21 protein-coding genes and 1 tRNA gene are annotated in these 24,549 nt (G+C 50.6%); 12 read left to right on the top strand and 10 right to left on the bottom strand.

Annotated elements, in window-relative coordinates; genetic code table 11:
• The first annotated feature begins 150 nt into the window (after nt 1-150).
• The gene (locus HPS53_RS09490) at nt 151-921 is read left to right on the top strand and encodes a 5'-nucleotidase C-terminal domain-containing protein (RefSeq protein ID WP_104368633.1); all 771 of its coding nucleotides are present in this window, start codon (nt 151-153) and stop codon (nt 919-921) included.
• A 181-nt stretch (nt 922-1,102) separates the two neighbouring features.
• Complete coding sequence (locus tag HPS53_RS09485) at nt 1,103-1,945, top strand: bifunctional UDP-sugar hydrolase/5'-nucleotidase (protein WP_172205859.1); 843 nt, start codon at nt 1,103-1,105, stop codon at nt 1,943-1,945.
• Between the two features lie 68 nt (nt 1,946-2,013).
• On the opposite strand, the gene HPS53_RS09480 is transcribed toward HPS53_RS09485, so the two are convergent.
• Nucleotides 2,014-2,757: a porin family protein gene (locus tag HPS53_RS09480; RefSeq protein ID WP_172205857.1), complete on the bottom strand. Its 744-nt coding sequence runs from the start codon at nt 2,755-2,757 to the stop codon at nt 2,014-2,016.
• A gap of 162 nt (nt 2,758-2,919) precedes the next feature.
• On the opposite strand from HPS53_RS09480, the gene HPS53_RS09475 reads away from it, so the two are divergent.
• Nucleotides 2,920-3,090, top strand: a complete 171-nt coding sequence (locus tag HPS53_RS09475) for a DUF362 domain-containing protein (RefSeq protein ID WP_104368611.1) — start codon at nt 2,920-2,922, stop codon at nt 3,088-3,090.
• Between the two features lie 257 nt (nt 3,091-3,347).
• Here the strand turns inward: HPS53_RS09475 and HPS53_RS09470 are convergent, their stop codons facing one another.
• Together HPS53_RS09470 and xylE are read right to left on the bottom strand one after the other, a co-directional pair.
• Nucleotides 3,348-3,698 carry a response regulator gene (locus HPS53_RS09470; protein ID WP_104368610.1) on the bottom strand — a complete coding sequence of 117 codons (351 nt, stop codon included), beginning with the start codon at nt 3,696-3,698 and terminating at the stop codon, nt 3,348-3,350.
• Between the two features lie 104 nt (nt 3,699-3,802).
• Nucleotides 3,803-5,272, bottom strand: a complete 1,470-nt coding sequence (gene xylE, locus HPS53_RS09465) for a D-xylose transporter XylE (RefSeq protein WP_172205855.1) — start codon at nt 5,270-5,272, stop codon at nt 3,803-3,805.
• A 238-nt stretch (nt 5,273-5,510) separates the two neighbouring features.
• Here xylE and HPS53_RS09460 point away from each other — a divergent pair, with 238 nt between their 5' ends.
• From HPS53_RS09460 to HPS53_RS09440, 5 genes are all read left to right on the top strand, one after another.
• Nucleotides 5,511-7,487 carry an alpha-L-arabinofuranosidase C-terminal domain-containing protein gene (locus tag HPS53_RS09460; protein WP_172205853.1) on the top strand — a complete coding sequence of 659 codons (1,977 nt, stop codon included), beginning with the start codon at nt 5,511-5,513 and terminating at the stop codon, nt 7,485-7,487.
• 601 nt (nt 7,488-8,088) lie between these two features.
• The gene (locus HPS53_RS09455; RefSeq protein ID WP_104368607.1) at nt 8,089-9,051 is read left to right on the top strand and encodes a methylenetetrahydrofolate reductase; all 963 of its coding nucleotides are present in this window, start codon (nt 8,089-8,091) and stop codon (nt 9,049-9,051) included.
• 78 nt (nt 9,052-9,129) lie between these two features.
• Nucleotides 9,130-10,275, top strand: a complete 1,146-nt coding sequence (locus tag HPS53_RS09450; RefSeq protein WP_172205951.1) for an AAA family ATPase — start codon at nt 9,130-9,132, stop codon at nt 10,273-10,275.
• Nucleotides 10,276-10,330: 55 nt separating this feature from the next.
• On the top strand, nt 10,331-11,632 hold the full coding sequence (locus HPS53_RS09445; RefSeq protein WP_104369302.1) for a regulatory iron-sulfur-containing complex subunit RicT: 1,302 nt from the start codon (nt 10,331-10,333) through the stop codon (nt 11,630-11,632).
• Entirely contained in the window at nt 11,595-12,083 is a 489-nt protein-coding gene (locus HPS53_RS09440; RefSeq protein WP_104369301.1) for a gliding motility lipoprotein GldH, read from the top strand. Before HPS53_RS09445 ends, HPS53_RS09440 begins: the two co-directional genes overlap by 38 nt.
• A gap of 14 nt (nt 12,084-12,097) precedes the next feature.
• Here HPS53_RS09440 and rodA read toward each other — a convergent pair whose 3' ends face one another.
• The 7 genes from rodA to HPS53_RS09405 form a co-directional block, all read right to left on the bottom strand.
• Complete coding sequence (rodA, locus tag HPS53_RS09435) at nt 12,098-13,567, bottom strand: rod shape-determining protein RodA (protein ID WP_104369300.1); 1,470 nt, start codon at nt 13,565-13,567, stop codon at nt 12,098-12,100.
• Nucleotides 13,568-13,621: 54 nt separating this feature from the next.
• Nucleotides 13,622-15,463, bottom strand: a complete 1,842-nt coding sequence (gene mrdA, locus HPS53_RS09430; RefSeq protein ID WP_172205851.1) for a penicillin-binding protein 2 — start codon at nt 15,461-15,463, stop codon at nt 13,622-13,624.
• Nucleotides 15,460-15,960 (bottom strand): rod shape-determining protein MreD, encoded by a 501-nt coding sequence (gene mreD / locus HPS53_RS09425; protein ID WP_104369298.1) that lies wholly within the window; start codon nt 15,958-15,960, stop codon nt 15,460-15,462. Before mreD ends, mrdA begins: the two co-directional genes overlap by 4 nt.
• Nucleotides 15,961-15,972: 12 nt before the next feature.
• Nucleotides 15,973-16,839, bottom strand: coding sequence for a rod shape-determining protein MreC (gene mreC / locus HPS53_RS09420; protein WP_104369297.1), 867 nt, complete (start codon nt 16,837-16,839; stop codon nt 15,973-15,975).
• 284 nt (nt 16,840-17,123) lie between these two features.
• Nucleotides 17,124-18,146 carry a rod shape-determining protein gene (locus HPS53_RS09415; protein ID WP_104369296.1) on the bottom strand — a complete coding sequence of 341 codons (1,023 nt, stop codon included), beginning with the start codon at nt 18,144-18,146 and terminating at the stop codon, nt 17,124-17,126.
• 100 nt (nt 18,147-18,246) lie between these two features.
• The gene (locus HPS53_RS09410; RefSeq protein WP_104369295.1) at nt 18,247-18,840 is read right to left on the bottom strand and encodes an IMP cyclohydrolase; all 594 of its coding nucleotides are present in this window, start codon (nt 18,838-18,840) and stop codon (nt 18,247-18,249) included.
• A 694-nt stretch (nt 18,841-19,534) separates the two neighbouring features.
• A tRNA-Met gene (locus tag HPS53_RS09405) sits at nt 19,535-19,608 on the bottom strand.
• Between the two features lie 36 nt (nt 19,609-19,644).
• Between HPS53_RS09405 and HPS53_RS09400 the strand changes: the two genes are divergently transcribed.
• From HPS53_RS09400 to HPS53_RS09385, 4 genes are all read left to right on the top strand, one after another.
• Nucleotides 19,645-19,851 carry a hypothetical protein gene (locus HPS53_RS09400; protein ID WP_172205849.1) on the top strand — a complete coding sequence of 69 codons (207 nt, stop codon included), beginning with the start codon at nt 19,645-19,647 and terminating at the stop codon, nt 19,849-19,851.
• 5 nt (nt 19,852-19,856) lie between these two features.
• The gene (locus HPS53_RS09395; protein ID WP_104368670.1) at nt 19,857-21,773 is read left to right on the top strand and encodes an LptF/LptG family permease; all 1,917 of its coding nucleotides are present in this window, start codon (nt 19,857-19,859) and stop codon (nt 21,771-21,773) included.
• A 156-nt stretch (nt 21,774-21,929) separates the two neighbouring features.
• Entirely contained in the window at nt 21,930-23,141 is a 1,212-nt protein-coding gene (locus tag HPS53_RS09390) for a bifunctional 3,4-dihydroxy-2-butanone-4-phosphate synthase/GTP cyclohydrolase II (protein WP_104368671.1), read from the top strand.
• A gap of 119 nt (nt 23,142-23,260) precedes the next feature.
• The gene (locus tag HPS53_RS09385; RefSeq protein ID WP_104368657.1) at nt 23,261-24,454 is read left to right on the top strand and encodes a pyridoxal phosphate-dependent aminotransferase; all 1,194 of its coding nucleotides are present in this window, start codon (nt 23,261-23,263) and stop codon (nt 24,452-24,454) included.
• The last annotated feature ends 95 nt before the right edge of the window (nt 24,455-24,549 follow it).

Genomic DNA, 24,549 nt, shown 5'->3' with positions numbered 1-24,549 from the left:
ACATAGCGGGCAACACGTAACTTCCCGTCAGCGATTACGCCGAAAAGCGGGTGCAAAGTTAGTATATTTTATTGGAACGGGCAATTTTGGCGGCTCTTTTTTTGCGTGTTATCCCATTTTTATTAATTTTGCGTCAAAATATTATTGATGATGAACAAGTTTATAATCAAATTGTCGTTGTCCTTTTTTGTCATCACGGCCATGGCGGCGTGTGCGGCAAGTCACTATCATGTGGTGTCGGCGGAACGTACCGTAATACTTATAGACAGTACCTTCGACGCCGCTCCCGATGAAGTTGCCGCCGCTTTTATAGAGCCTTACAGTCAGGTGGTTGACAGCGTGATGCGGCCGGTGGTGGGACACTCGGCACGGTATATGGCTGCCCGGCGTCCGGAAAGCGCATTGTCCAATCTGCTTGCCGACATACTCGTTTGGGCGGCTTCGGGCTATGATGAGAAGCCGGTGATGGGCGTTTATAATGTGGGCGGCATACGGGCTGCTTTGCCAGAGGGGACGGTCACTTATGGAGACGTGCTCGAGATAGCGCCGTTTGAGAACAAGATATGTTTTCTCACTCTTGCCGGCAAAGATTTGTTGCTGTTGTTTGAGAACATCGCCGCGGCCGGAGGTGAGGGTGTCAGCAGTGGGGTTGAACTTGTGATAACACATGACGGACGTCTTGCCGGTGCCAGACTTCATGGCAAGGAAATAGATCCTGCGGCCGATTACCGTATAGCCACCATCGATTATCTGGCCGAGGGAAACGACAAGATGGATGCTTTCCTGGCGAAAAAGGATTTCAATTCGCCTCAGGCCGCAACCAATGATACACGGTATATTATATCCGACTATTTCCGTGCGAAGGAGAAGGAAGGGGTAGTGGTAGACGCAAAGATTGAGGGGCGTGTCACGATAAAGTGACGAAAATTTATTTTTCGGTTTGAATGGCGGCCCAAGACTGTGATGTGTGGCCTTTAATCCGGCAAGGAGCCGTCATGTGGCTGATGATTGATTGACTGCATGTTGGTGGGTGGTTGCCGGCCGATAGGACGTGTTCAGTCGCGGAGTTAATGATAATTGTTATTTATTCAAACAGAAGGCAATGAAAAGATATATATTGACAGCCGTTGTTTGCCTGCTGGCATTGTCGGCGGAAGCACAGAAAAAGCTCGTTGTTTTGCATACGAACGATACTCACAGCACGGTAATGCCGCTGAGCAGGAACCTTAACGATACGATGAAAGCCGGGCGGGGCGGTTATCTGCGGCGGATAGCTATGTTGAAAGAGGAGCGTAAGACCAATCCTGGCCTGTTGTTGTTCGACAGCGGCGATTTCTCTCAGGGCTCACCTTATTATACCATGTATGAGGGTGATGTGGAAGTGGGGCTTATGAACATTATGAAATACGATGCCGTGGCAATAGGCAACCATGAGTTTGATTTCGGGCTTGATAATATGGCACGGCTGTTTCGCAAGGCAGAGTTTCCCATTGTGTGTGCCAATTACGATTTCAGTGGCACCGCCGTGGATGGATTGGTAAAGCCTTACGTCGTGTTGAAGCGTTCGGGACTGCGTATCGGCGTGTTCGGCTTGTCGCCTAAGCTTAGCGGACTTGTGTCGGAAAAGAACTATCCCGGTGTCAGGTACATTGACCCTCGGATTGCGGTGCCACGTGTGGCGGCTATGTTGAAAGGTAAAGAGAAGTGTGATGTGGTGATATGCCTGTCGCATCTGGGTTGGGACTTGAAGCCGGATATGGACGACAGTACGATGATTGCGGCAAGCAGGGATATCGATTTGGTGCTTGGCGGGCACTCGCACAGCTATTTTACGGACTTAGAGTGGGTGCGCGATGCTGCCGGACATAATGTTCCTGTTGACCAAAACGGTAAGCACGGCATATTCATCGGCAGGATAACGATGAGTATCGAGAGTAAAAAATAATAGTGATTGTCTTTTCGCGGTCGGTTTGTACGGCCGTCTTGTGGGGGCTATACGGAATGAACTGACGGTCATTCGAAATAGAAGGTGAGCACGATCATCTTGCTGTGGCCGGCCGTTACCGAGTTCGCATAGGCTTTCATGCCGGTGTCCTGGAGTTCGTTGGCATGGTTTTTGTCGAGTGCGTTGGACAGGCTGTAACAGAATTTCAGTTCCGGTATCAGTTTGAAGAACGGCAGGTAGAAGTCGCATCCGAGTCCAATCTCCACGAAAGTATCGTACCGTTTCAGTCTGATGTAGTCCTGTGCTTTGCCTGTCAGGTTTATCGCCGGACTTATTCCCGCCATTATGTACGGCCTGTGGTTGTTAAATCGCTGTGCGCTGAACTTCAGGTCGATAGGCAACGTGATATACGTGTTCTTCATGTCCTGTGTCACTTCGGTAGGCATGCCGTTATCGTCGAGCCGTGACAGGTTCCTGAACACAAGGTGTTTTGCCCCGAAGTGCATCGTTGGTGTAAAGCGTGCCGACAGATGGTCGTTTATTCTCATCTCGGCGGTGACCCCCACGCTGAATCCCGGATTCCAGTTGTCTGCGTCGCACAGTATCGTCTGTGTTGTCTGCGCGCCGTTCTCTTCCGTTATTATCTGTGGTCCCACGTTCTGGAATTCGATGTCCTGCAAGTGCATTCCCACGAGAATACCGAAGTGAAGCGGCCGCAGGTCTATGTACGGTTTGTTCTGCGCTATGCGCTCCTGTGCCGCCGTGTTTGTACATACGGCCCATATCATGATGATGTACAGTATCCTCTTCATATCATATAAATAACGTGATTTTAATCCACTTATTATATAACGCGCTATTTCGACATTGTATAAATAGACAAAATATCTACCTGTCAGCAGGTATATGTCGAATTAAATTAGTACATTTGCATCCTAAATTATTGGTATTAATTTTATAAAACATTTGTAATTATGGCTTACGTTATTAATGATGATTGTATCGCATGCGGTACATGTATCGATGAGTGTCCCGTAGGAGCTATATCTGAGGGCGATAAGTATTCAATTAATCCCGAGACTTGCACCGAGTGCGGTACTTGCGCCGATGTTTGTCCGTCTGAGGCTATCAGCCTTCCCGCTTAATTGTTTCTTATTATAAAGGAAGTAAAAGACAACGGGACTCATCTTTTGATGGGTCCCGTTGTTCTTTTTTCTTTTATTCCTTTGCCTTTTGTCTTAATTCCGTTGCTTTTAATGCTCGTACCTTAGTCCGTTCGTATTTGGTGTCGCTGTTTTTTTATGTCGGCCATATAGCTTACCGGCTGCATCCGGCTTTTATGCCGTGATGATGTCGCCTGTGTCGCAAGTCAAGTGCCGCCGGCTTGGTATATGCTTCTTTGTCAGATATATTTGGCAATAGTATCCAGGCAGACTTTACTGTTGATAGGCTTCGACAGGAAGTCATCGCATCCGGCGTTCATCGCTGCCAGCCGGTCGTTCTCAAACGCGTTTGCCGTGAGCATGATGATCGGAAGTTCCGGGGTGGCGTCTTTTATGATTCGTGTGGCCTCGAGTCCGTCCATGACCGGCATTTTGAGATCCATCAGTATAAGGTCTATCCCGCCTTTTTCCGATATTTCCACAGCCTCTCTGCCATTGTGTGCCCTCACTATCTGATAATTGCGTTTCAGGATGTATGTCATCAGGATATAGTTGCTCTCGTTGTCTTCCGCGATTAATATCGTCTTCATTGTCTTCCGCTTTTTTTGTTAAAGGACTATTGTTTACTTGATGTTAATATGCAATCGGGCCACATGTTGGCAGACGGATGTCCCGCTATGTGGCCCGTTTGTTTTTATTCTTTTTTCCACAGTTTGCTCATGTCTTCGAGCGTTTTGCCTTTTGTCTCGGGCACAATACGCCATACGAAGAGTGCGGCAAACACACATATCACACCATAGAGTCCATAGGTGAACCAATGACCGAAATCAGGATCGCCGGCGGTCTTCATGTTAAACATGGGTACGAATGTGGAACTTACAATCCAGTTGAATATCCACTGGAAGGCAACGGCTATGGCGACCGCCGCGCCGCGTATGGTGTTCGGGAATATCTCGGCTATCAGCACCCAGCATATAGGACCCCAGCTGAACATGAACGAGGCGCTGTAAATCATGATGCTGAGCATCGTGATGATGCCGAGCGACGGGTTGCCGAAAGTCAGCGCCACGCCGAAAGCGCCTATGGCCATTCCTATCGAGCCGTAGATGAGCAGCGGCTTGCGTCCCCATTTCTCCACCGTGAGAATAGCCACGACGGTGAACAGAATATTGACTATACCCATTATTACGGTCTGCACCATTGGCTTGTCCATGCCCATGTCGGCGAATATTCGGGGAGCGTAGTACAGCACTGCGTTTATTCCCACTGCCTGCTGGAACACGCTGAGCATTATTCCCAAGAAAATCACGAGCCATCCGTATGTGAACAGTCGCTCGGTCTTCTCGCTGATCGTGTTCTTGATGTCGGCGAGTATTTTCTCTCCTGCTGCGCTTCCGTTTATCTTCTGCAATATGGCCAGCGCCTTTTTGTCTTGGTTTACCATCACCAGGTAGCGCGGTGTCTCGGGCACGAAGCAGATGAGCAGCGCGAACAGTCCGGCCGGTACGGCCTCGCTGCCGAACATATAGCGCCATCCAGTCGTTACCGTCCACAGGTCGCTGTCGGCAGCCACGGCGTTGACACCTTGTCCTATCTGCTCGATAATGGGGTTGGTGTGCTCTCCGAGAATGAGAAAATTCACGAAATAGACCACGAGCTGTCCGAATATTATGGCAAACTGGTTCCATGACACGAGCGTGCCGCGTATGTGAGACGGAGCCACCTCGGCGATATACATTGGGCAGATGGCCGAGGCCAGGCCCACGCCGATACCTCCGAGCACCCGGTATACGTTGAACATCACGAGCAGGTCGTATCTCGGCACGCCGTGCTCGAATATCAGAAATTCGGGAAACATCGAGCCGAGCGCCGATACGAAGAACATCAGTCCTGCGAGAATGAGTGCCTTCTTGCGTCCCAGGTTAGACGCCAGAAAGCCCGACATGGCACTGCCTATGATACATCCGATAAGTGCGCTGGCGCATGTGAAGCCGTGCCATCCGTCTGTGTAAGTGAAGTCTTCGGCACCGAGGAAGAATGCCTGCAATCCTTTCTCTGCCCCCGAGATTACGGCCGTGTCGTATCCGAAGAGCAATCCGCCGAGCACGGCGACCATCACGATAGAGATAAGGTAAGATTTGCTGCCTTTGAGATTTTGTTCCATTTTCTTGTTCAGGTAATATTAGTAGTTGATTTTCTTTATGTTCGTGGCTTTTGTTCTTGAAATGTTATTACGGTCGCCCCGTGGTCTTGTTTTCGCAGGTGTGTGCCGTGCGGCGCCAGACTCGCGGGGCGGTCATTAAAAGTTTTACAAAAATAATACTTTTAAATAAAAATATTCGCTTTTGTGCCAGTTTTTAACTAATTTTGTCCAGTATACTTAATCAATACCTTATAGATTAATGAATTATAGAATGCTTACAAGTGCCGTCCTGTTGACGGCAGCGTTGACTTGCAAGGCACAGTCGAACGTGATGGATGTGAATACGAAAAAGGTGGGAGCAGTGGTTCAGAACACCATGTACGGCATGTTTTTTGAAGACATCAACTATGCTGCCGACGGCGGGCTTTACGGAGAGTTGGTGAAAAACCGCTCGTTTGAGTTCCCGCAGAGTCTCATGGGGTGGCAGACTTTCGGTAACGTAGAGTTGAAAAACGACGGACCTTTCGAGCGTTGTCCGCACTACGTGACGCTGTCGGATCCGGGACACAGAGACCGCCGCACCGGACTTGTGAACGAGGGGTATTTCGGTATTGGGGTGCTCAAAGGCGAAGAATACCGCTTCACCGTATGGGCGAAAGCGCCCAAAGGCACCGGCCGCATAACAGTGCAGCTCATCGACCCCAAGACGATGGGTGAGCGTCAGGAGTTTGCCGGAGCCAAGCTCGATGTCAAGTCTGCCGAATGGGAGAAGTACGAAGTAATCATCAAGTCGCCTAAGACCCATGCCGACGCCCGGCTGCGTATATTTCTCGACGGCCGTAATGCCGTGAGCCTTGAGCATGTGAGCCTCTTTCCTGTAAACACATTCAAGAACCGTGACAACGGAATGCGGCGCGATCTCGCCCAGGCACTGGCCGACCAGCATCCCGGAGTGTTCCGTTTCCCCGGCGGATGCATAGTGGAAGGCACAGACCTCGCCACCCGCTACCAGTGGAAAAACACCATAGGGCCGGTGGAGAACCGTCCGCTCAACCAGAACAGATGGCTGCACACGTTCACACACCGCTTCTTCCCTGATTATTACCAGAGCTACGGCCTTGGGTTCTATGAGTATTTCGTGTTGTCCGAGGATATCGGCGCCGAGCCTCTGCCGGTGCTCAACGTTGGAATGGCATGCCAGTTCCAGAACCGTAACGACGAGAAGGCGCACGCCGCTATCGATGAGCTTCAGCCTTATATACAGGACTGTCTCGACCTGATAGAGTTTGCCAATGGCGACACCTCGACAACGTGGGGCCGCAAGCGTGCCGAAATGGGGCATCCGGCTCCGTTCAACATGACGATGATCGGTGTGGGCAACGAGCAGTGGGACGAGATGTATTTCAAGCGGCTCGAACCGTTTGTCAAAGCCATCAAGGCCCGTTATCCCAAGATGCGTATCGTGGGTACGAGCGGCCCTGACTCGGAGGGCAAGATGTTCGAGATTGGCTGGAAGGCCATGAAGGAAATGAAAGCAGACCTTGTTGACGAGCATTTCTATCGTCCCGAGACATGGTTCCTCAACAGCGGCCTGCGCTATGAGAATTATGACCGTAAAGGCCCGAAAGTGTTTGCCGGCGAATATGCCTGTCATGGCAAGGGAAAGAAGTGGAACCACTTCGAGACCTCTCTCTATGAAGCCGCTTTCATGACCGATCTTGAGCGCAATGCCGACGTGGTGTGGCTCACGGCATACGCCCCGCTGTTTGCCCATGTGGACGGCTGGCAGTGGCGGCCCGACCTTATATGGTTCGACAACACGCGCATGTTCAAGAGCGTGAGCTACTACGTCCAGCAGATGTATGCCATGAACAAGGGTACCAACGTGCTGCCCCTGACAATGGCCGGCAAGCCCGTGGCGGGACAGGAGGGGCAGAACGGTCTTTTCGCGAGCGCCGTGACAGACAGGAACACGCGTGAGGTGATAGTCAAGGTGATAAATACCGGCAAGACGCCACAGCCCGTAAGCATAAACCTGCTCGGCATGAAAGGCGAGCGGACGGCGGCCACTGTCACACTGACAAGCGACGACCCTGATGCGGAAAACACCCTTGACAACCCCGAGAGGATTGTTCCACAAAGCGGAACGGCACGTTGCGAGGCCGGAAAGAAGAGCACGGTTCTCACCGACAATCTGCCCGCAATGACATTCAGACTGTATAAAGTGAAGATGTGATATGTAATGATAAAGTCACGGATTTAACACTTTGTTTTTCGATGAAATAGAAAACGGAAGCGATACAAATCGCTATATGAAACACGATAGGCCGCTTTTCGCCGGATGGCGAAAAGCGGCTTTTTCCGCAACGGGACGCTCGTTGGAGTCCGTTCGGTTGCCGGTTGCGTTGCGTTTGGATACTCGTCAGATCGCGTTTAGCGTCTAAACGGAAACCAACGGGATACTAAACGGAAAAAATCTGTGAGGCAGATGAGGCGGGTATTGTTGTGGAAACAGGGTGATAGATGTATCGTGTTGGTATACAGGTTGTTGGGTTGTGTTGCTCAAAACTTCCTTATTTTCGGCCGCCGGGCTTTTATTTTGAAACGAGCGGAATGTGAAATGTGTTTTGTTAAAATAATTCCGAGTTCTCGAAATGGCTGTTTCCGGTGGCATCCGTTGACAGGCATCATTGTTTCTCCGGTAAAAACGTTTCCTTTTTGTGTTTCGGTTCGGATAAATATGTATACCTGTCCAAAAAAAATATGTCTTTCAGCCAAATTAGGCGATATACCATATTTTTTTATTAAATTTGCACCATAAAGTATATATACGTCAAATGACAGTTGCAGAATTGATAAACAGCGACAGGAGCCGCAGGCATTTTTCATTCGAGGTGCTGCCGCCGCTCAAAGGCACCGGTACCGAGAAACTGTTTGCCACGATAGAGAAGTTGAAGGCGTTCGACCCGCTGTTCATCAACATCACCACTCACCACAGTGAGTTTGTGTACAAGCAGCTCGATAACGGGCTGCTCGAGCGCAGCAGCGTGCGCCGCAGGCCGGGCACCATTGCCATAGCGGCGGCCATACAAAGCAGGTTCGGAATACCGGTGATGCCGCACGTGATATGTAGCGGGGCCACAGTGGAAGACATCGAATACGAACTGCTCGACCTGCAATTTCTCGGCATAAGCAGCCTTTTGCTCCTGCGGGGCGACAAGGCGAGGGAAGACCGCCATTTCACGCCCACTCCCGGCGGACATGCGCACACGACAGATCTGATAGGTCAGGTGAGGCGGTTCAACGACGGCTTTTTTGCCGACGGATCGCCTGTCAAATGCCCCGGACAGCCGTTCGACTTCGGTGTGGCCTGCTATCCGGAGAAGCATGAGGAGGCTCCAAATATCGAGATGGACATGCGCCGTCTGAAAGAGAAACAGGACCGGGGGGCGAGCTTCGCCGTGACGCAACTATTCTACGACAACCGTAAATACTTCGATTTTGTGGATAAGGCGCGTGCTATGGGGATAACCATACCGATTATACCCGGTATCAAGCCGTTTGCCAAGTTGAGCCAACTGAGTGTTGTGCCCAAGACTTTCCACTGCGATATACCTGACGAACTGGCCCGCCGGGCGGTGGTATGCGCTACAGACGAGGAAGCCCGGATGCTCGGAATCGACTGGGCGGAGCGCCAGTGCCGCGAGCTTTATGCACACGGGGTTAACAATATACATTTCTACACAGTGTCGGCGGTAGACTCTGTGGTTGAGGTGGCGCGTCGGCTGATGGAGCGCTGACACCCGGCCGTGCGTCAGCGCCGTATGACGCAGAATGCGGGAAATAAAGAATGTGACATATAGAAAGGGATGATGACGATGAGTTTCGATGAAGTGATAGGGCAGGGCGACACCTGCGGACGGCTGATGCGCTTATGCGCGGAGAACCGTTTGCCCCATGCCATGATGCTCTGCGGCCCTCGTGGCTGCGGAAAGATGGCCGTCGCCATCGCATTCGCCCGCCATCTGCTGTCGCTCGACCCTGTCGCTGCCGCGCATGGCGAGCAGCAACCGCCGGTCGCCGGTGCCTCGGTGTCGCTTTTCAACAATCCCGACCTGCACTTCACTTTTCCCACCATAAAGTTGCCCTCGATGGGAAGCGACCACAAGCCGGTGAGCGATGATTTCGCACGGGAATGGCGCGAGATGCTCGCCGACGGCCATTATTTCACCATGGACAGGTGGATGACGGCCATGGGAGCGGAAAACCAGCAAGCCATCATCACGGCGGGCGAGAGTGACGAGCTGACACGCAAGCTGAGTCTGAAATCAAGCCGTGGCGGTTATAAGGTGTCGATAATATGGCTTCCGGAGCGCATGAATATCGAGTGTGCCAACAAGATGCTCAAGCTCATAGAGGAACCGCCGAGTCACACTGTGTTCATCATGGTATGCGACGAGCCGGACAAACTGCTCGAGACAATACGCAGCCGCACACAGCGCATTGACATGAGGCGCATTGACGAGGCAAGCATGAGGCAGGCTCTCGCCGAACGGCGCGGACTGTCGGCCGACGATGCGGCAAGGACAGCCCGGATGGCCGACGGCGACTGGATTAAAGCGCTCGAGCTGTTGAGTGCCGACAGCGAGAGCAGGCTGTTTCTCGATATGTTCCGCACGCTGATGAGGCTGGCGTATATGCGCAACGTCAAGGAACTGAAGAAGTGGAGCGACACCATGCAGTCACTCGGCCGTGAGAAGCAGAAACGCTTTCTTGAATATTTCCTGCGGATGGCTCGTGAGAATTTCATGTATAACTTCCGCAATCCCGACCTCATATACATGACAAGGGAGGAAGAGGAGTTTGCCCGGAACTTTGCACGTTTCATCAACGAGGCAAACATATTGCCGATATGCGACCTCGTGAACAGGGCCATAAGAGATATAGGGCAGAACGCCAACGGCAAGATAGTGTTTTTCGATATGGCTTTGCAAATGATAGTATTGCTCATCCGGAAGAGCTGACGGAAGATGCCGTGGCGCGAAGAAATAATTAAAGATAAAATAATAGAAATAAGATATGGACATCAAAGAAAAGGAAAACGAGATATTCTGCGGGTGCGGACGGGGACTGTGCAAGGAAGCCGTAGGCCGGCAGGACAGGCAGCTTAACACATACGACTGGCTGGCTGACGTGCCCGGAAATACCGACGACACAGACCTTGTGGAGGTGCAGTTCAAGCATACGAGAAAGGGATATTATCACAACGTGAACCGGCTTGACCTGAAAAAAGGGGACATCGTGGCCGTTGAGGCCAATCCCGGACATGATATCGGAGTGGTGACACTCACAGGACGGCTTGTCAAGATGCAGTTGAAGAAAGCCAACTTGCGCTCGGCAGATGACATAAAGCGTATATACCGCATTGCCCGGCCGGTGGATATGGATAAATATCGTGAGGCAAAGAGCCGTGAGCACGAGACGATGATAGAGAGCCGCCAGATAGCGAAAAATCTCGGCTTGAAGATGAAAATAGGCGACGTGGAGTATCAGGGCGACTGCAACAAGGCCATATTCTATTACATAGCTGACGAGCGTGTAGACTTCCGCCAGCTAATCAAGGTGCTCGCCGAGACGTTTCATGTGAGGATCGAGATGAAGCAGATAGGCGCTCGGCAGGAGGCGGGGCGCATAGGCGGTACGGGCCCGTGCGGCCGTGAACTGTGCTGTGCCACGTGGATGAAAAACTTCGTGAGCGTGAACACAAACTCGGCGCGCTTCCAGGATATATCGCTCAACCCGCAGAAACTGGCGGGTATGTGTGCCAAGTTGAAGTGTTGCCTCAACTATGAGGTCGACAACTATGTTGAAGCGGGCCGCCGGTTGCCAAGCAAAGAAGTCGTATTGCAGACGCAGGACAGCGATTATTATCTCTTCAAGTCCGATATTCTGGCCGGGATGGTGACATACTCCACTGACAAGGGCATGGCTGCCAATCTTGAGGTGATAAGTGCGGAGCGGGCCAAGGCGGTGATAGAGATGAACCGGAGAGGCGAAAAGCCGCTGTCTCTTCAAGAGGACGGAGGAAATAAAGACAGCGGACGGCCGGTGGACCTGCTTGCCAATGAGAACATATCAAGGTTTGACAAGGCCAGGAAAAAGAAGAAATCGGGCAGGCGTCCGCCACGGCAAGACGGCCAGGAGGAGACCCGCAGGCCGCGAAAGCCGGCTGCCGGCCGGCAGAACGCGCCTGAAGCGGCGGCGGAAAACAGCCAGAGACCACAACATGGAAGAGGCGGTCGCAGACAAGGTAACCGGCCGCCGAGAAATAATCAGCATCGGGATGCGAGGGAACAGAACAATAAAGGACAGGGCAATTGAGGCTCTGATGGTACTTACGGTTGCGACGGCGCTTGTGTCTTGCAACCGTAAAACCGTTTATTACCATTATGAGCACACGCCGATAGAGGGGTGGGAGAAGAACGACACACTGACGTTCAACGTCAGTCCGATGGCTGTGGCGGGTGATTATCGTGAGCATATCGGCTTGCGGATAAACGGTTCTTACCCGTTCACAGGATTATGCCTGATAGTGGACCAGACGATACTCCCGTCGGGAGTTATGATAAGCGATACGCTGGACTGTAAGCTGATAGCGGACGACGGGGCTGTGAAAGGGCGCGGAGTGAGCTGTTATCAATATAAATACCACCTTAAAAACATAAGGCTCGACAGCGGAGATTCACTCCGTATAAATGTACGGCACAACATGATACGAGAAATCATGCCGGGTATAGCCGACATAGGAGTGCGGATAGACAGGATAAGATAGGGCGACAGGGCGGATCAGTTTCTCGCTAAATTGCGGCCGGCGTCTATCCTGAGGAATATGAACAGCAGGAAAGTGAACCCCCACAGCGATGAGCCGCCATAGCTGAAAAAGGGCAGGGGGATACCTATCACGGGAGTAAGGCCGAGCACCATGCCCACGTTTATGAACACGTGGAACAGGAATATGGAAAGTACGGAATAGCCGTATACACGGCCGAAGCGGAACGGTTGCCGCTCGGCAAGGTGGATGAGGCGGAGTATGAGGGCGAGGAACAGCAGCAATACTCCTGTGGACCCGAGGAAGCCTTCCTCCTCACCGACGGTGCAGAAGATGAAGTCCGTGTCTTGTTCGGGTACGAATTTAAGTTTTGTCTGCGTGCCTTGCAGGAAGCCTTTGCCTTCAATTCCGCCCGAACCGATGGCAATCTCGCTCTGATGCACGTTGTATCCGGCTCCGGAAAGATCTTCCTCAAGACCGAGAAGCACGTTTATTCGTACACGTTGGTGAGGCTCCATCACATTATTGAGTACGTAATCGGCCGAATAGAAGAATGCCATAGAGCCGAGGGCAAACATCATGATGAAGAAATAACTTCGTATCCGGGTTGCCAGTCCGCGCCATAACAGTATGCCGGTCATGATGGCGCTGATGGCCAGTTGCACCCATACCACGTCGAACGGTATCACGTATTTGGAGAACAGAAAACATATAAGCGTGATGCCGAGAGAGTATGCGAGCATCTGGAACATTATCTTTTTTTCCTTGCAATATACTCCGATCATCAGTGAAGTGAACACTTGTACGAGCAAGAGTACAATGAACTTGCCCATGGATGTGGGGGTGTCGAGAAGCATGGTAGACTCGAAACGAATGCCTACGACAAAGTAAATGACAGCCGCCACACCTGTGAAAAGCACGCTGCCCGGCATTCCCTCGCGGTAGAACATGAGGAAAAAAGCGAGATACACGAGTGCCGAACCGGTCTCTCGCTGCAATATGATGAAGAGCATGGGCGTGATAATGATGCCCATTGTGACGGCGAAGTCTTTCAATTTGTGTATGCTGTAGCCGTAGCCGCTCATGAACTTGGCAAGTGCCAGAGCCGTGGCGAACTTGGCAAACTCGGCCGGTTGCAGGCGTAGCGAACCGAGGACGAGCCATGATCGGGAGCCTTTTATCGAGTGGGGATTGAATATCGTGGCGAAAAGCAGCAGCAGTAATGCGGCATATATGATATATGAGAAGGTGTCGTAGAACCTGTCGTCGAGCATCAGCAGCACGAAACCCAGGCATATCGACGTGCCAATCCATACAATCTGCATGCCCGATCGGGTGTCGAGGCTGAATATGTCGGTGTCTCCGTATGTGTAGCTCGCTCCGCAGACACTTATCCATCCGAATGTGAGGAGTGCCAGATATATTCCTATCGTCCACCAGTCGAGAGAGCGGAGCACGCCTTGCGGCTTGTCGGTTCGTTGCTTCATCTTTGTCGTTTACTTGCTTTTCGGATATTGTTTTCCGGGTCTTTTTATAATCGTTTATCTGTCTCTCGTTCCGTATGCTATGCGGCGGCGCTGGAAGTCGTCAGCTTGCTTCATGGATTCTTCCGATAGCTTGCCGTTTATATACTGTTCCATCATCAGTCCGCCTATCGGCACACCGTAATCGGCTCCCCATCCGCCGTTCTCCACATACACGGCGATGGCTATTTGAGGGTTGTCCATTGGCGCAAAGCCCATGAATACGGAGTGGTCGTGACCGCGGTTCTGGGCTGTTCCGGTCTTGCCGCACGCCATGAAATCATACTTCCCGAGGGCTCTGCACGTACCGCCGAGTACGGATGAACGCATGCCCTGCACCACATAGTTGTAGGCCCGGCTTTCCGCCATTGTGTAGTGGCGGCGTGTATATGTGGTGTCGAGCGGCTCGTCCTGTACTTTTTTCACCACGTGAGGCACGTAGTAATAGCCTCTGTTGGCGATTGTGGCTCCGAGATTGGCTATTTGAAGCGGTGTCGCGGTCACCTCACCCTGTCCGATCGATATGCTTATTATGGTCAGTCCGTTCCACGATCCGCGGTAGGCTTTGTCGTAAAACTCGGCGTTCGGTATCAGGCCCCGTTTCTCTCCGGGCAGGTCTATGCCCAGTTTATATCCGAAGCCCATGCTTACCATGTAGTCGCGCCATGTGTTCATGGCTGTCTGCACATTGCCGTATTTCTTGCGGTTGCCTATCATGTGATACAGACCCCAGCAGAAATAAGCGTTGCATGAGGTGCTCAACGCGCCCACAACGGCAATCGGAGAACTGTGACCGTGGCATCCGAGATGCAGTCCCCGGTGATAGAATCCGCGGTGGCAGGGATATGCAGTGGTTGTGGAGGTTATCCCTTCGTTGAGAAATGTCAGTGCCTGTGTGGTCTTGAAAGTAGAGCCAGGAGGGTAAAGTCCCATTATACTTCGGTTGAGCAACGGCTTCCATGTGTCGAGAGCGAGCTGCGAGTGGTTTTTGCTCCTCAGTCTGCCTACCATCATTCTTGGGTCGAATGTGGGTGAAGACACCATACAGAGCACCTCACCGGTAGACGGCTCGATAGCCACTATGCTGCCTATCTTCCCTTCGAGGAGTCTCTCTCCCAATGCTTGCAGCTTCAAGTCGATTGTCAGCGTGAGGTTCTTTCCTGCCACGGGACGCCTGTCTAACGCTCCGTTCTGATAGCTGCCTTGCAATCGTCCTCTTGCGTCGCGCAGCAAAATCTTTATTCCTTTCTCTCCGCGCAGCTGTTTCTCGTACTTCCGTTCAACGCCTAATTTCCCAATATAGTCGCCCGATATGTAGTAATCGTCTTCCTCGATGTCGGCTGGTGACACTTCCGCCACGTCGCCAAGGACGTGCGCCGCATAGGGATATTGATACTGCCGGATGCTTCGTCGCTGTATGTAGAAGCCAGGAAAGCGGTACATTTTCTCCTGGAATACGCTGAATTCCCTGTCCGAAAGCTGGTTCATGAACAGTTGCTGTGTAAACCGGGAGTATCCGGGAGTATTTTTGATGGTTTCCATCCGGCTGTCGAAGAACTCCTTGGTGATGTTCAGCGTGTTGCAGAACTCGGTCGTGTCGAGACGGTTTCTGGTCTCGTTCATCACCACCATGATGTCGTATGCCGGCTGGTTGTACACAAGCAGGTTGCCGTTGCGGTCGGTGATGACACCCCGTGACGGGTACTCGATCTTTTTGAGAAATGCGTTTGAGTCGGCGTTTTTCTTATAGTCGTCGCTCATTATCTGCAAGGTGAACAGTCTGATGATATACGTCACCACGATGACAATGGCCACCCCGGCAATGATAAACCGTCTGTTTTCGAGTCCGTAGTCTTTCACTTTTTCCTGACGCTCTCTATGGTGAGGATTAAAACAAAAGTCAATGCAGCACTGCCTCCCACGCATTCGAGCCACTGTAACCAGTTGAAGAAGTTGAAGGATTCAAGCGTGAAGAAAGCGAGGCAATACAGGATGATGAGTGTCCCGGCGTAAAAAGAATACTTCATCGTGCCAAGTTCGGATGCCGACGGCACGAGGTCTTCTGTCGCTTCGCGGGGAATGAAAAGTTCGAGGTAGTATGGTTGTATGGCACCTATGAGCGTAAGTGATGCCGATGCCACTCCGGGTGTGTTTGAGAAAGTGTCTATCGCAAGGCCAAGCAGGAAGCACCACAAGAGCACTGCCCACTTGGGATGGTTTCTCGGTATTGTGATGGCGAAATAAACGTAGAGTAGCGGTGTGGCGCAGTCGAACAGATGTATGCGATTGAGCACCAGTGCCTGCATCAGGCACAGCGCAATGAAAATGCCGGTCCGTTTTATCAGTTCGAAAGTCATGCTTTTATGGATTTATCTTCTTATTGTATTCTGCATGGAGTCTCTTGCCGCCCCTATCAGTTTAGCCTTTTCGGCTATGCTCTTGTCATTGATTACACACACGTCGCGCAGTCGTCCGAAGTCGGTGGTAAGCTGTACTTTGAGTCTGTACGACAACCCGTCGCGCGAGTTGTATACCTGCAAAATCTTTCCTACGAGCACTCCAGGCGGAAATATCGACGAGTATCCGTTTGTCTCGACCCAGTCTCCCCGTTTAAATCTGGCATGTCGGGGTATGTCTTCCACAAACGCTGTTCCTGGGTCGCCGCCCTGCCAGTGCAGGTATCCGAAATATCCGCGGCCGCGTATTGCGCAGCTTATCCGCGACTTGGTGTTAAGAACCGGAAGCACCACGGTGTAGTGGTCGGACACGAGATAAGTTACCCCCACTATGCCTGTGCCGCACGCCACGCCCATGTCCGGTTCGATGCCGTCCGCCTTCCCGCGGTTAATGGTTATGAGATTGTCTTCCTTTTCGAGCGAGTTGCTCACCACCTTTGCCGGTACCAGGGTGTATTGTCTGAGCATGCGCAGCTCACCTTTGTCGGTGGCCATGCTGTCACCGGTGGCTTCGGTATACAGTCTTGACAGTTGGTTTACCTGGCGTTCGAGATAAAAATTGCGAAGCGTCAGTTCCTCGTTGACCTGTATCAGCGAGAAAAACGACTCCACGGCAGAGTGCCATTCGTATATCTTTCCCGTGACGGCGTTGGCCGACGACACCCATACACTGCCTTGATAATTGTTGTATCCGAACAGTAGTACTGCCGATGCGACTTCGAGAACCACGAACAGCAGCCAGTGATAGTACTTGGTGAGAAACTCTAACAGATTACGCATAAAAAACTTTTAAAGGTAAAAAGGTAAAAAAGTAGAAGGTAAAAAGATATTGTACGGGAGAAATTTGCCTCATGGATGGTTTCTGTAGTCTCTACGGCTTTCATGGTTTCCGTATGTCTTTTACATACTTCCGACTTGTCTTTCTATACTTACGGTTTGACTTTTTCGTATTGCCGGTTTGCCTTTGTATAAACTTTCAGTCTGTAGCCTTCCCCTTTTCGGTCTTCCATGACCTTGTCATTACTTTTTTACCCTTTTGCCCTTTTACTTTTTTATCTTTAAAACTATCTCATCAGGAACGAGAACCGGTCTACGTTTTTAAGCGCTATGCCCGCTCCCTTGGCTACGCTGTGCAGCGGGTCTTCGGCCACGTGGAACTGTATACCCATCTTGTCGGTAAGTCGCTTGTTGAGTCCTCGAAGCAAGGCACCGCCACCACTGAGGTAAATTCCGTTTTTCACGATGTCGGCATAAAGCTCGGGCGGAGTGTTTTCAAGCGCAGAGAGTACCGCACTCTCTATCTTGGCTACTGTCTTGTCGAGGCAGTGGGCAATCTCCTGATAGCACACGGGGACTTCCATTGGCAGAGCTGTGATGCGGTTTGGGCCGTGCACCACATAGTCTTCCGGAGCTTCGTCACCGAGGTCCGTGAGTGCCGAGCCTACGTGTATCTTGATGCGCTCTGCCATGCGCTCGCTCACTTTCACGTTGTGCTGGCGGCTCATGTATTCCTGTATGTCAGCTGTGAGGTCGTCACCGGCCACTCGTATGGAGTTGTTGCTCACGATACCTCCGAGTGAGATTACCGCAATCTCGGTCGAGCCTCCACCGATGTCTACAATCATGTTTCCCTCAGGCGCTTCCACGTCGATGCCGATGCCTATAGCCGCGGCCATAGGCTCGAAAATCAGATACACATCGCGTCCGTCGGCATGCTCGGCCGAGTCGCGTACAGCACGCAGCTCCACTTCGGTAGAGCCTGAAGGCACGCCGATGACCATTCGCAACGACGGTGAAAAGAGCCTGCTTCCAGTGTGTACCATTTTGATAAGTCCGCGCATCATCTGCTCGCAGGCAGAGAAGTCGGCAATAACTCCGTCGCGCAACGGACGTATGGTGCGTATGTTCTCGTGGGTCTTCTCGTACATCAGTTTCGCTTTCTCGCCCACGGCAATCATTTTGTCCGTGCGGCGGTCGAGAGCCACCACAGACGGTTCGTCGACCACGATCTTGTCGTCACTGATGATGATGGTGTTGGCTGTGCCAAGATCCATCGCTATTCCCTGAACAAAAGAAAAAAATCCCATTGTCTTTTACGGTTTTAAATCTCAATGGTTTGCGGCCGACATGCCTTTTGTGTTGGCTTCCGCTTATGGCATCTACCGGCCGCAAACATTGAATTGTGAATTATTTTGCGAACCACTCGTGTATGGCGGTATCGTAGTGGCTGCTCACTCCGAATGCACGCTCGGCAAACATCTTGCGGTCTGCGATGTCGGTCTGTGCTCCGTTCTTGTTGATTATATCGAGCAACATGCTATATTCGGCCTTGCTCGGCACTATCACTACATCCTTGAAGTTTTTAGCTCCGGCGCGGATGAGCGATATTCCGCCTATGTCTATCTTCTCGATGATGTCGGCATCGGAAGCTCCGCTTGCCACGGTGTCTTCGAATGGGTAAAGGTCTACGATTACGAGGTCAATCTCCGGAATTTCGTATTGGGCCATCTGCTGGCGGTCGCCATCGTTGTCGCGGCGTCCGAGGATACCTCCGAATACTTTGGGATGCAGTGTCTTGACCCGGCCTCCGAGGATAGACGGATATGTTGTCACGTCTTCCACCTTGCGGCAGTTGTAGCCGAGCGATTCGATAAACTGTTGCGTACCTCCCGTAGAAAGAAACTCTACACCTTCTTCATTAAGTTTTTTCAGCAACTCGTCGAGTCCGTCTTTGTGGAAAACGGAGATGAGTGCAGTCTTGATTTTTTTTGTTTCAGCCATACCGGTTTTATATAATGCATTATTTTTTAATAGAGGTTGCAAAGTTAATAAAAAGGGTTGGTTTGACAATCTTTTTTGACAGAAAAAACATTGCGTCGCGGTTTATTTTTGATTTATATCCTTTGGTTGCCGGACGAGGCCTGAATTGCTGTGGGTATTTTGTAGATAAAACATCAGACTTTTTATGCTTGCGTGTTTGTGGAAGTTTGTTTGGCGAGCTGATGCTTTTCTAGTAAAAATCAGGCTGATTTTGCATGAAAAACACTTTGATTTTTGATAGATTTATTGTTGTTGGTCGCTACGTTTTGGTTTGTTTCACATTCGGTATGCCGTTGTGTCTCATCTCGATCTCGATCGCGTTTCGTCATGTATGTTGAACGCTTTTTGTAAATATTTATCAAGTCTTATGTTTTGGATCCTGTTTTTTCGCAAATTTGATAAAATGTGCATTTCCGTAAGCGTATTGCGATATGCGTTGACAGGACATACGGTGGTTGTCGTGGGTGGTCAGGTAAACTTTTTTCATTGTTTACGGCTGGTGTCAATCCTCTTACGATTATCGTTTTTTGTGGCTTATAAATCAGTTTTGATTTTTTTTATTGAGCAAAAATATCAGGAAATGTAAGGCGGATGCTGTTTGTATGTGGAAAACAAAAAGGCGCTTACGTAACATGTAAGCGCCTTTAAATTGGTGTAGCGGGAGGGGGTCACGATCCCTCGACCTCCGGATTATGAATCCGACGCTCTAACCAGCTGAGCTATCCCGCCGTAATCGTTTAGCGGGTGCAAAGATAGTATAAAAAAATGAAACGGCAAAATTTTAGAGGAAATTTATTTGAATATAATAAAAAAAGATTGTGTTGCCATTGTCTCGTGAAAGGTAAACAGACTCGTGGTCGTCTTAAAGAGGCATATTCACATTATTTTAATAAAAAACCGAAAAAATATATGTTCTCTGATATTTTTATGCTAATTTTGCAGGCTGATAAGTGCCAAGGCGCTGTTTTTTGATTGCAATGAAATTTCGTATTGGTAAGTTAGACATATTCATGGCCAGGCAGTTCGGACTGCTGTTTGTCGGCACGTTCTTCATCTGTCAGTTCGTGCTGATGATGCAGTTCTTGTGGAGATATGTTGATGAGTTGATAGGCAAAGGTCTGTCGGTAGATATACTTGCCCAGTTCTTTTGGTACATGGGTATTATGCTTGTGCCTCAGGCTCTCCCGCTGGCTATACTCCTGTCTTCGCTAATCACATTCGGAAACCTTGGTGAAAGTTCCGAGCTGACGGCTATCAAGGCTGCCGGAATATCGCTTTTACAGGCATCGCGCTCGCTGATTGTCATCGTGCTGGCGATCAGTTTCTGTTCTTTTTATTTCCAGAATGTCATCGGGCCTGACGCCAACAAATCATTCTCGCAGTTGCTGCTGTCTATGAAGCAGAAGAGTCCCGAGCTTGAAATACCGGAAGGCGTGTTCTATGATGGTATTCCAGGCAGCAATGTATACGTGCAGCGCAAGGATGTAGGCACGGGGATGCTCTATGGTGTGATGATATACCGGATGAACAGCGGCTATGAAGACGCGGCGATAATACTTGCCGACTCGGGCCGGTTACAGTCTACGGAAGAGAAAAAACACCTGTTGCTCACGCTGTATAGCGGCGAGTGGTTCGAGAACATGCAGTCACAGGATATGGCGGGAAGTGCCAGTGTGCCTTACCGCAGGGAAACATTCTTCACCAAACGGATGGTGCTTGACTTTGATGGCGATTTCAATATGGCTGATGTGGCGGGCATAGCTGGCGACGCGCGTTCGAAGAGTCTTGGGCGGATATATCATGACATTGATTCTATTGCCGAGTTCAATGACAGTGTGGGGCGGGCTTATTACATGGAGAACAAGCGCATGCAGGCGTATGGAATGGCGCTCGATAAGGCCGACTCGCTGCGGGCGCGCCGTGAGGCCGAGGCAGGGAAGGCTGACATTGACTCGGTGTTCGGGAAAATGACCGGCGACCAGAAGCTCGAAGTGGTCAAGAGCGCACTTTCAACAGTGCGCATGCGTGCGGCCGACATAGACATGAAGGGCGGCTACACCAACAGACTGAACAGAAACTACCGCAACCATCGCATTGAGGCGATAGGAAAGATCACGATGTCGCTCTCGTGCATCATCTTCTTTTTTATCGGTGCCCCGCTCGGCGCTATAATCCGCAAAGGAGGACTTGGTGTGCCGGTGATTATCTCGGTGCTCGTGTTCATCATATATTTCATATTCGAGAACTCGGGTATGAAGATGGCTCGAGACGAAGTGTGGACGGTATGGTTCGGAAAGTGGATTTCCACGATTGTGCTTGCTCCCCTGGCGGTGTTCTTCACATATAAGGCAAACAAAGACTCTACGGTTTTCAACATAGACATGTATATAAATTTCGTGCGCACTGCGCTCGGACTGCGCAATAAGCGCAATATATATAAGAAAGAGGTGATAATTGAAGACCCCGACTATGCGCGGGATGCCGGTAGGCTCATTCATATCAGTGACGAGATAGAGGGTTATTCGAATACGCACAACCTGCTGAAAGCGCCAAACCCGATAAGGGTGTTTTTCCGTGATGGCGATGACAGGCGCATAAGGGATATAAACGAAGAGTTGGAAGAGGTTATAGAAGACCTGTCGAATACGAGAGACAGGATAATACTAAATGAACTGAACAACTATCCGCTGATAGCCACCCACGCTCATACGCGTCCGTTCCGCCGAAAGGCTTTCAACATCATAACCGGACTTGTGCTCCCTCTGGGTGTGTTCTTCTATCTAAGGATGTGGCGCTTCCGTTTGCGTCTGCTCGGTGACCTGCGTGTGATCAGGCGCACTAACGAGGCTGTTGTGAAGAGGATAGAAGAGGCCTTCTCTGAAAAAGAGGGATAGTGGTAGTCCGGTGGGTGGTGCGGGAAGCGTCAACGGTTGATGGCAATGGAAAACGATAGGCAGATTTTTTTGGAGAGAGTCAGGGTGTGTGGCGCTGATTGCCATGAGATGTTCCGCATTGTTCCTGTCTCCGAAATTAAATATAAGCAACGAATAATGGAAATATCAAGATTGAACAGAATAGAAGACGCTTTGGCGGATTTCAAGGAAGGAAAGTTTGTCATTGTCGTAGACGACGAGGACCGTGAGAATGAGGGTGACCTGATAATTGCGGCCGAGAAAATCACGGCCGAAAAAGTTAACTTCATGCTGAAGCATGCCCGCGGAGTGCTCTGCGCGCCGGTGACGTTGTCGCGTTGTGCAGAACTCGACCTGCCGCATCAGGTGGAGGATAACACGTCAGTGCTCGGAACACCGTTCACGGTGACGATAGACAAGCTCGAAGGGTGCAGTACGGGCGTGTCCGCGCATGATAGGGCGGCTACCATAAAAGCGCTGGCTGATCCCGAATCCAAACCGACGACATTCGGACGTCCAGGTCATATAAACCCGCTTTATGCACAGGATAATGGTGTGCTGCGTCGCAGCGGGCATACCGAGGCAAGCATAGACCTGTGCCGGTTGGCCGGTCTCTATCCGGCGGCGGCGTTGATGGAGATAATGAACGATGACGGTACCATGGCACGGTTGCCGGAATTGATTGAAATGGCGAAAGAGTTTGATTTAAAACTTATATCCATAAAAGACCTGATTGAATACAGGTTGAAGACGGAGTCGCTCATCGAGGTGGGCAACAAGGTAAGCATGCCCACTGAATACGGTGACTTCAAGCTCGTGCCTTTCAGGCAGATAAGCAACGGGCTTGAACACATGGCGCTTATAAAAGGTGAGTGGGACGAGAATGAACCGATACTCGTGCGAGTTCACTCCTCGTGTGCCACTGGCGACATTCTGGGCAGTAAGCGATGTGACTGCGGCGAGCAGTTGCACAGGGCGTTGCGCATGATTGAGGCCGAAGGCAAAGGCGTGCTGATATATATGCAGCAGGAAGGCCGTGGAATAGGTCTGATGAATAAGATCGCTGCTTATAAGTTACAGGAAGAGGGATATGATACCGTGGATGCCAACGTTCATCTTGGCTTTAAGCCCGATGAGCGCGACTACGGGTGCGGCGCACAGATGTTGCGCAAACTCGGAGTGCATAAGATGCGCCTGATGACCAACAACCCTGTGAAGCGTGTAGGGCTCGAAGCATACGGACTGGAAATAGTGGAGAACGTGCCCATTGAGATTACACCGAACGAATATGACTATAAGTACTTGCAGACCAAGAAAGAGCGCATGGGGCACACACTGAACCTCAGCTGACATGCCTATGGATGTTGATTTATAGTGTAATAAGGTTAAAAAGAAAAAGAAATCTTTCAGAAGAAAGAATAAAATTATTAATTTTGCAGTTATTATAAATAAGTAATATATACTAAATTATGGCACAATTATCTGATCGCTTGCAAAGACTTGCCCCCTCGGCAACACTGGCTATGTCGCAAAAAAGCTCTGAAATGAAAGCAGCCGGCATAGATGTTATTAACATGAGTGTCGGTGAGCCTGACTTTAATACGCCCGAACACATAAAAGAGGCGGCGAAAAAGGCCATTGACGATAATTATTCAAGATATTCGCCCGTGCCTGGATACGCCGACTTGCGTGAGGCCGTGGCAGCCAAACTGAAAAACGAGAACGGGCTCGACTACTCGGCATGCGAGATACTTGTATCTAACGGAGCGAAGCAAAGCGTCTGCAACGCTCTTATGGCACTCGTCAATGACGGAGACGAGGTTATAATACCGGCGCCTTACTGGGTCTCGTATCCGCAGATGGCGAAGCTCGCCGGCGGTGAACCGGTAATCATTGAGGCCGGTTTCGAGCAAGATTTTAAAATCACTCCCGAACAGCTCGAAGCCGCTATTACCCCCAAGACAAAGATGCTCATACTGTGCTCGCCGAGCAACCCGACCGGAAGCGTATACTCGAAAGAAGAGTTGGGCAGACTGGCTGAAGTGATTTTGAAGCATGATGACGTGTTTGTGATTGCCGATGAGATATATGAGCACATCAATTATGTGGGCAAGCATGAGAGCATAGCGCAGTTTGACGGCATGAAGGAGCGTACAATAATAGTGAACGGCGTGTCTAAAGCGTATGCTATGACAGGCTGGCGTATAGGTTATATAGCCGCTCCGGAGTGGATTGTGAAAGGTTGTAACAAGTTGCAAGGACAGTATACGAGCGGTCCGTGCTCTGTCAGCCAGAAAGCGGCTCAGTATGCTTACGAGGCAGAGCAGGCGTGTGTGGAAGACATGCGGAAGGCGTTCGAGCGTCGTAGGGATCTTATCGTGTCACTTGCCAAAGACATTCCGGGACTTGAAGTGAACGTGCCGCAGGGAGCATTCTACCTATTCCCGAAGTGCAGCAGTTTTTACGGAAAGAAAGCCGGTGGGAAGATTGTTGAAAACTCTTCCGATTTGGCTCTCTACCTGCTTGAAGAAGGTCATGTGGCTACGGTGGGCGGTGATGCGTTCGGTGATCCGGACTGCTTCCGTATGAGCTATGCCACAAGCGATGACAATATCAGGGAAGCTATGTCACGTATAAAAAATGCGCTGGCAAAACTGTGTTAGTGAAAAAGCAAAAAGAATATTTCGGTCTCTGTTTTTTTACAAATGATAGGTTAAAAGATATTAATCAACCTTGTGGTAAGCATTATTTTGCTATC

It is taken from the genome of Prevotella sp. PTAC (assembly GCF_013166535.1).
Lineage (GTDB): Bacteria > Bacteroidota > Bacteroidia > Bacteroidales > Bacteroidaceae > Prevotella.
The sequence above is the reverse complement of the archived record's forward strand: the minus strand, read 5'-3'. Positions and strand labels throughout refer to the sequence as shown.

Coding starts and splice junctions, on each gene's coding strand:
- HPS53_RS09415 (WP_104369296.1), bottom strand. CDS start 18,146: ATGGGATTTTTTTCTTTTGTTCAGGGAATAGCGATGGATCTTGGCACA.
- HPS53_RS09485 (WP_172205859.1), top strand. CDS start 1,103: ATGAAAAGATATATATTGACAGCCGTTGTTTGCCTGCTGGCATTGTCG.
- mreC (WP_104369297.1), bottom strand. CDS start 16,839: ATGCGTAATCTGTTAGAGTTTCTCACCAAGTACTATCACTGGCTGCTG.
- HPS53_RS09410 (WP_104369295.1), bottom strand. CDS start 18,840: ATGGCTGAAACAAAAAAAATCAAGACTGCACTCATCTCCGTTTTCCAC.
- rodA (WP_104369300.1), bottom strand. CDS start 13,567: ATGAAGCAACGAACCGACAAGCCGCAAGGCGTGCTCCGCTCTCTCGAC.
- HPS53_RS09395 (WP_104368670.1), top strand. CDS start 19,857: ATGAAATTTCGTATTGGTAAGTTAGACATATTCATGGCCAGGCAGTTC.
- HPS53_RS09440 (WP_104369301.1), top strand. CDS start 11,595: ATGCGAGGGAACAGAACAATAAAGGACAGGGCAATTGAGGCTCTGATG.
- HPS53_RS09445 (WP_104369302.1), top strand. CDS start 10,331: ATGGACATCAAAGAAAAGGAAAACGAGATATTCTGCGGGTGCGGACGG.
- HPS53_RS09470 (WP_104368610.1), bottom strand. CDS start 3,698: ATGAAGACGATATTAATCGCGGAAGACAACGAGAGCAACTATATCCTG.
- HPS53_RS09480 (WP_172205857.1), bottom strand. CDS start 2,757: ATGAAGAGGATACTGTACATCATCATGATATGGGCCGTATGTACAAAC.
- xylE (WP_172205855.1), bottom strand. CDS start 5,272: ATGGAACAAAATCTCAAAGGCAGCAAATCTTACCTTATCTCTATCGTG.
- HPS53_RS09390 (WP_104368671.1), top strand. CDS start 21,930: ATGGAAATATCAAGATTGAACAGAATAGAAGACGCTTTGGCGGATTTC.
- HPS53_RS09450 (WP_172205951.1), top strand. CDS start 9,130: ATGAGTTTCGATGAAGTGATAGGGCAGGGCGACACCTGCGGACGGCTG.
- HPS53_RS09475 (WP_104368611.1), top strand. CDS start 2,920: ATGGCTTACGTTATTAATGATGATTGTATCGCATGCGGTACATGTATC.
- mreD (WP_104369298.1), bottom strand. CDS start 15,960: ATGACTTTCGAACTGATAAAACGGACCGGCATTTTCATTGCGCTGTGC.
- HPS53_RS09460 (WP_172205853.1), top strand. CDS start 5,511: ATGAATTATAGAATGCTTACAAGTGCCGTCCTGTTGACGGCAGCGTTG.
- HPS53_RS09455 (WP_104368607.1), top strand. CDS start 8,089: ATGACAGTTGCAGAATTGATAAACAGCGACAGGAGCCGCAGGCATTTT.
- HPS53_RS09490 (WP_104368633.1), top strand. CDS start 151: ATGAACAAGTTTATAATCAAATTGTCGTTGTCCTTTTTTGTCATCACG.
- HPS53_RS09385 (WP_104368657.1), top strand. CDS start 23,261: ATGGCACAATTATCTGATCGCTTGCAAAGACTTGCCCCCTCGGCAACA.
- HPS53_RS09400 (WP_172205849.1), top strand. CDS start 19,645: ATGAAACGGCAAAATTTTAGAGGAAATTTATTTGAATATAATAAAAAA.